Genomic DNA, 6,825 nt, shown 5'->3' on the forward strand with positions numbered 1-6,825 from the left:
TGGGGTGAGCCCCAGAACATGCCGACCGACATCGAGCTGGAGCCGGTGACCGGTAAGGCGCTACAGGAGTTCGGGCGCTATCAGAGCGTCGTCTACAACCTGCCCAAGATGATTTCCCTGCTGGTCGAACCGTGGTACTCGCTGGTCGGCGACCGCGACCAGGTACTGGCGCTGATGCGGGCGATTGTGTGCCAGCTGGCGTTCTCACACGGCCCCGACCACGTGCAGATGGTCGTGGTGACTTCGGACCTGGAGGAGTGGGACTGGGTCAAGTGGCTGCCGCACTTCGGGGACCCGCGGCGCCAGGACGCGGCGGGCAATGCGCGGATGGTGTACGCGTCGGTGCGTGAGTTCGCCGCCGAGCAAGCCGAATTATTCGCCGGCCGTGGCTCGTTCACGCCCCGGCACGCAAGTTCGTCGGCGCAGACCCCCACGCCCCACACGGTCATCATCGCGGACGCCGCTGATCCCCAGTGGGAGTACGTGATCAGCGCCGAGGGTGTCGACGGGGTGACGTTCTTCGACCTGACCGGCTCGTCGATGTGGTCATCCGTGCCCGAACGCACGTTGCGATTCGACGAGAAGGGCGTGATCGAGGCGCTGCCCCGCGACCGCGACACCTGGATGGTGATCGACGAGAAGCCCTGGTTCTTCGCACTGACCGACCAGCTCAGCGCCGCGGAGGCCGAAGAGTTCGCGCAGAAGCTGGCGCGCTGGCGCATCGCCGAGGCCTACGAGGAGATCGGCCAGCGGGTGGCCCACATCGGCGCCCGGGACATCTTGTCCTACTACGGAATTGATGATCCGGCCGACATCGACTTCGACGCGCTGTGGGGCAGCCGCACCGACACCATGGGCCGGTCGAGGTTGCGCGCGCCGTTCGGCAACCGCTCCGACAATGGCGAGCTGCTGTTCTTGGACATGAAGTCGCTCGACGAAGGCGGCGACGGGCCGCACGGCGTCATGTCCGGGACAACGGGTTCGGGTAAGTCGACGTTGGTGCGTACCGTGATCGAGTCGCTGATGCTCAGCCACCCGCCCGAGGAGCTGCAGTTCGTTCTGGCCGACCTCAAGGGTGGGTCCGCGGTCAAGCCCTTCGCCGGGGTGCCGCACGTCTCGCGGATCATCACCGACCTCGAAGAAGACCAGGCGCTGATGGAGCGCTTCCTGGACGCGCTGTGGGGCGAGATCGCCCGCCGCAAGGCGGTGTGCGACAACGCCGGCGTCGACGACGCCAAGGAGTACAACAGCGTGCGGTCCAGGATGCGCGCCCGTGGCCAGGACATGCCGCCGCTGCCGATGCTCGTGGTCGTCATCGACGAGTTCTACGAGTGGTTCCGCATCATGCCGACCGCCGTCGACGTGCTGGACTCGATCGGCCGGCAGGGCCGCGCGTATTGGATCCACCTGATGATGGCGTCGCAGACCATCGAGAGCCGGGCCGAAAAGCTCATGGAGAACATGGGATATCGCTTGGTGCTGAAGGCCCGCACCGCGGGTGCGGCGCAGGCGGCCGGTGTGCCCAATGCGGTGAACCTCCCGGCCCAAGCGGGTCTCGGTTACTTCCGTAAGAGCCTCGAGGACATCATCCGGTTCCAGGCCGAGTTCCTGTGGCGCGACTACTACCCGCGCGGGATCGACCTAGACGGCGACGAGGCGCCGCAGCTGGTCCACAGCATCGATTACGTACGCCCGCAATTGTTTACGAACTCGTTCACCCCGCTCGAGGTGAGTGTCGGCGGACCGGATGTCGACACCGTGGCCGCCGAGGCGAATGGAGAGGCGCTCGAGGTCGAGTCCCTCGAGAGCGAGGACGACGAAGAGGGCATCAGGACACCGAAGGTCGGCACGGTGATCATCGATCAGCTCCGCAAGATCGATTTCGAGCCGTACCGGTTGTGGCAACCGCCGCTGACCCAGCCCGTCGCCATCGACGAGTTGGTCAACCGCTTCCTCGGCCGCCAGTGGCAACAGGATTACGGCACCGCCAGGGATCTGGTGTTCCCGATCGGGATCATCGACCGCCCGTTCAAGCATGACCAGCCGCCGTGGACGGTCGACACCTCCGGGCCCGGTGCCAACGTGCTGATCCTGGGCGCCGGCGGCTCGGGCAAGACCACCACACTGCAGACACTGATCTGCTCCGCCGCGCTGACCCACACGCCGGAGCAGGTCCAGTTCTACTGCCTGGCCTACAGCAGCACCGCGCTGACGACCGTCGCCCGTCTGCCCCACGTCGGTGAGGTGGCCGGCCCAACGGATCCCTACGGTGTGCGGCGAACGGTGGCCGAACTGCTGGCGCTGGTGCGGGAGCGCAAGCGCAGCTTCCTCGAATACGGGATCGCGTCGATGGAAGTGTTCCGGCGGCGCAAGTTCGGTGGCGAGGCCGGCGCGGTGCCCAACGACGGCTTCGGCGATGTCTACCTCGTGATCGACAACTACCGGGCCCTGGCCGAGGAAAACGAGGTGCTGATCGAGCAGGTGAACATGATCATCAACCAGGGCCCCTCCTTCGGGGTCCATGTGGTGGTCACCGCCGACCGGGAGTCGGAGCTGCGCCCGCCGGTCCGGAGCGGTTTCGGTTCCCGGGTCGAGTTGCGACTGGCCGCGGTGGAAGACGCCAAGCTGGTGCGGTCGCGGTTCGCCAAGGACGTTCCGGTCAAGCCGGGGCGCGGCATGGTCGCGGTCAACTACGTCCGGCTCGACAGCGATCCGCAGGCGGGTCTGCACACGTTGGTGGCGCGTCCCGCGCTGGCCAACACGGCCAACAACGTCTTCGAGTCCGACAGCATCGTCGACGCCGTCAGCCGCATCGCGAGCGGCCAGGCGACGCCGGTTCGCCGGCTGCCCGCCCGATTCGGCGTGGAACAGGTGCGCGAGCTGGCCGCCCGGGACACCCGCCAGGGTGTGGGCGCGGGCGGAATCGCCTGGGCGATATCGGAATTGGACCTGGCGCCGGTGTATCTGAATTTCGCCGAGAATGCCCACCTGATGGTGACGGGCCGTCGCGAATGTGGTCGAACCACGACGCTGGCCACCATCATGTCCGAAATAGGCCGTTTGTACGCGCCGGGCGCCAGCAGCGCGCCGACGCCCCCGCCGGACCGGCCGTCGGCCCAGGTGTGGCTGGTCGACCCGCGCCGTCAGCTGCTGACCGTGCTGGGCTCCGAGTACGTCGAGAAATTCGCCTACAACCTCGACGGTGTACAGGCCATGATGGGTGAGCTGTCGGCGGTGCTGGCCAGTCGACAGCCCCCGCCCGGCCTGTCCGCGGAAGAGTTGTTGTCGCGGTCGTGGTGGAGCGGTCCGGAGATCTTCCTGATCGTCGACGACATCCAGCAGCTTCCCCCGGGCTTCGACTCGCCGCTGCATCAGGCCGCACCCTGGGTGACCAGGGCGGCCGACGTCGGCTTGCACGTCCTCGTGACGCGGACGTTCGGCGGCTGGTCGTCGGCGGGCAGCGACCCGATCCTGCGGGCACTGCACCAGGCGAACGCCCCATTGCTGGTGATGGATGCCGATCCTGACGAGGGCTTCATCCGCGGCAAGATGAAGGGTGGCCCGCTGCCCCGTGGCCGCGGTCTGCTGATGGCCGAGGACACCGGCGTGTTCGTTCAGGTGGCGGCGACCGAGCTACGCAAGTAGGTCAGCCCCAGCGCAGCGGTAATGACTTGAGCGCGAAGGACTTTGACGGGAATTTGATTTCCGGGGTGTAGTCCGTCGGCGCCTCGAAGTCGGGGATCTGCCGGAGCCACTCGCCGACGATCACCGTCAGCTCGATCCGTGCCAGATGGGAGCCCAGGCAGCGGTGCGGTCCGCCGCCAAATCCCCAGTGCCGGTGCACTTTTCCGTCCATTACCAAGTCATCGGTGGACCAGGCGTCGCTGCCGTCGCGGTTGACCGCCGCCATGCACAACCGGACCTGCGAGCCCGGCGGCAGCGTCATGCCGCCGACGTTGACGAACTCGGTGACGATCCTGGGCGCCACCGGCGCCGGCGGCTGCAGTCGAATGATTTCTTCGATGAAAACCCTTATTTGCTTGGGATTATCGCGCAGCTCGGCGCGCAGCTGCGGCCTGCGCGCGAGCTCGAACAGAGAAAAGCCGATGATCGCCGTCACCGTGTCCAGGCCCGCCAGGATCAACAGGTGGCTCATGCCGAGCAGCTCGAGATCGGTGAAGTCCCCCGGCCCGGTCATCACCCGCGACAGCATGTCTGGGCCCGGCTCCTTGCGGCGGTGTTGGACCGCCGCGCTGAGATAGTCGAGCAGTGCCAGCTCTCCTGCCTGGATCTCGGCGATGGTGACGTTGTCGTTGTCGCCAATGATGGCGTCTTTCCAGGCGATGAGTCGGTCGCGGTCCTCCAGCGGCAGGCCGTAGAGGTCGAGGAAGGCCTGGAAGGGGTAGAGCCTGGCGAAATCCGCCATGACCTCGCACTCGCCCCGGCCGCCGAGCGCCCCGATCATCTCGGCTGCGTGCCGCTGCAGCACCGGCTGAGACTTACTGAGCGCGGCCGGGCTGAAATACGGCTGCAGGATTTTGCGGTAGCGCGTGTGCTGCGGCGGGTCGAACGCCAGCGGGAGCACCGGCAACGGATCCGAGGGCGGTTGCAGGATCGTTGACGAAAAGACCTTGGGATTGCGCAGCGCGGCAAGCACATCCTCGCGTCGCGTCAGATAGTAGTAGCCATTCATGAACACCACGGGCCCGGCGTCGCGCAGCGTCTTCCATCCGACTCCCCGGTCTTCGGCCATCGGCAAGGTGTGGTAGTCGAGGCGCGGTAGGTAGAACGTGCCCGGCTGCCAATCGCCAACGGTGCTCATGCGCTCCGATCCCCGGTTGTCTTCCCGGTCTAGACTCTAGCGACCGACCGATCTAACCGCCGATTTGTCAAGTCCGATTCGGCACTAGCCGTCGGGGGAGGAAGCCGTGAGGGTTCGTCTCGAGAAGTCGAAGTGCGTGGGCCACGCGCAGTGCTATGCCGTCGACCCAAACCTGTTCCCCATCGACGAGTCGGGCTATTCGGTCCTCGAGGAGCACGAGGTGGCGCCCGGGGATGTGCAGTTGACGCGCGACGGTGTGGCTTCATGTCCGGAGATGGCGCTGATCCTCGAAGAGGAGTGACGGCCGAAAAGCAAACTGCGGGTGAACAATCGGTTGTCGCAAATGAACAGGAGCTGGCCTGGAATGAATAGTGGCTGGCGGGTAATCAAAACGTGGCGCCGTTGGTCGGTATGGGCTCGATGACCCGCTAATGTCTTGTGCGAGCGGCAGTTCAGACAAAAAGTGAGCTGTCGCTCGGTTGCTGACAGTGGGGCTGAGCTAGGCAATGCGCATGTCTTTCCTGACCGGACACCCGGCCATTCCGTTTGCCGAGTCGAAAGACCCCCGTCAGTGACTCGCCTAGGGCCAGCGCGGTCCCTGGGGTCGCAATTGGCGACAACGCCCGTCGACCAGATCGCGACCCCGCCCACAGATCGTCTGACGGCTGCGATCGCAAGCGCGATCACGGTCAACTGAGGAGGACACGGTGTTGGACTTCGCGGCGTTACCGCCCGAAATCAATTCCGGTCTGATGTATGCGGGTCCTGGCTCGGGGCCGATGTTGGCGGCGGCTGCTGCGTGGGATGAGTTGGCGGCGGAGTTGGCCGCGGCCGCTAGTGGTTATGGGTCGGTGGTTTCGGAGTTGACCAGCGCGCCCTGGGTGGGCCCGGCCTCGAGGTCGATGCTGGCCGCGGTCAGTCCCTACGTGAGCTGGCTGTCCACGGTGGCCGGGCAAGTCGAGCAGACCGCCAACCAGGCCCGCGCGGCCGCGGGGGCCTACGAGACCGCGTTTATGGGCACGGTGCCCCCGCCGGTGATCGCGGCCAACCGGGTGTTGTTGATGACGCTGATCGCGACCAACTTCTTCGGCCAAAACACCCCGGCCATCATGGCCACCGAAGCCCAGTACATGGAGATGTGGGCCCAAGACGCCGCCACCATGTATGCCTATTCGGCCTCAGCGGCGCTGGCCTCAGCCTTGGAGCCATTTGATACCCCGCCGAATACCACCACCCCCGAGGCGCCGGCCGAACAGGCCCTCGCGGTAGCCCAGGCCCAGACCACCCCGGCGGGCAACTCCGCCCAAAACGTCGCCGCGGTAACCCCGCAACTGGCCGCGGCCACCACCACACCCACCACCCAAGCCACCACGGCCGCCACCACCACAACCGGACCCTTCACCTGGCTGCAAAACCTGCTCGACAACCTCTCCACCCAAGGCCTGCCCACCCCCACCAACAACTGGCTCGGACTCGTCCCCGCGAACTACGACACGGTGCTGAAACGAATGACGGGCTTGCCCTATCAATCGAACGGCCTCGCCAGCTTCTTCTCGAGCATTGCGCAGCAAACGTTCAACGGACCGGTGGGAACGACGGCCGGCGCGCAAGGCGCCTTCTTTCCGACGCCGCAGTTCGCCGCGCTGGGCGTCGGGGGATGGACCTTTCACCCAAGCGCCCTGCCCACGGCAAGCCTGTCGGCGGCCACCAAGATCGGCGGGTTGTCGGTCCCACCCAGTTGGGCCAGCGCCACCGGCGCCGAAGAACAAGCCGCCACCAAACTCGTCAGCACCCAACTGCTCAACCCCGACGCCGCCAACGCCGCGGGAACCAACGCCGCCATGCGCGGCGTCCCCCTCGTCGGCGGACGCGGCGCACAACGCACCGGCAACCTCGGCGTGCGCTACGGCTTCCGCTACAACGTACTCACCCGACCACCATCGGCAGGATAAAGAAATGCCGAAGACTAGCAACCACATCCCGAAGGCCTTGCGCCGGAAGGT

The 6,825-nt window shown here is 66.3% G+C and carries 4 protein-coding genes; 3 read left to right on the forward strand and 1 reads right to left on the reverse strand.

Features of this window, described 5'->3' with window-relative positions; translation table 11 throughout:
• Positions 1-3,645 (forward strand): type VII secretion protein EccCb (gene eccCb, locus A5736_RS13690; protein WP_076246785.1); only part of this gene is annotated, 3,645 nt, incomplete at its 5' end.
• A 1-nt stretch (position 3,646) separates the two neighbouring features.
• On the opposite strand, the gene A5736_RS13695 is transcribed toward eccCb, so the two are convergent.
• The gene (locus A5736_RS13695; protein ID WP_076246787.1) at positions 3,647-4,822 is read right to left on the reverse strand and encodes a cytochrome P450; all 1,176 of its coding nucleotides are present in this window, start codon (positions 4,820-4,822) and stop codon (positions 3,647-3,649) included.
• A 106-nt stretch (positions 4,823-4,928) separates the two neighbouring features.
• On the opposite strand from A5736_RS13695, the gene A5736_RS13700 reads away from it, so the two are divergent.
• Together A5736_RS13700 and A5736_RS13705 are read left to right on the forward strand one after the other, a co-directional pair.
• On the forward strand, positions 4,929-5,123 hold the full coding sequence (locus A5736_RS13700; protein ID WP_076246788.1) for a ferredoxin: 195 nt from the start codon (positions 4,929-4,931) through the stop codon (positions 5,121-5,123).
• Between the two features lie 406 nt (positions 5,124-5,529).
• Positions 5,530-6,774, forward strand: a complete 1,245-nt coding sequence (locus A5736_RS13705) for a PPE family protein (protein WP_076246790.1) — start codon at positions 5,530-5,532, stop codon at positions 6,772-6,774.
• The last annotated feature ends 51 nt before the right edge of the window (positions 6,775-6,825 follow it).

Origin of the sequence: Mycobacterium sp. SP-6446, assembly GCF_001954045.1 — a bacterium.
Classification (GTDB): domain Bacteria; phylum Actinomycetota; class Actinomycetes; order Mycobacteriales; family Mycobacteriaceae; genus Mycobacterium.

Bases quoted from the DNA above. Each gene is read 5' to 3' on its own strand.
- A5736_RS13695 (WP_076246787.1), bottom strand. From the start codon at position 4,822: ATGAGCACCGTTGGCGATTGGCAGCCGGGCACGTTCTACCTACCGCGC.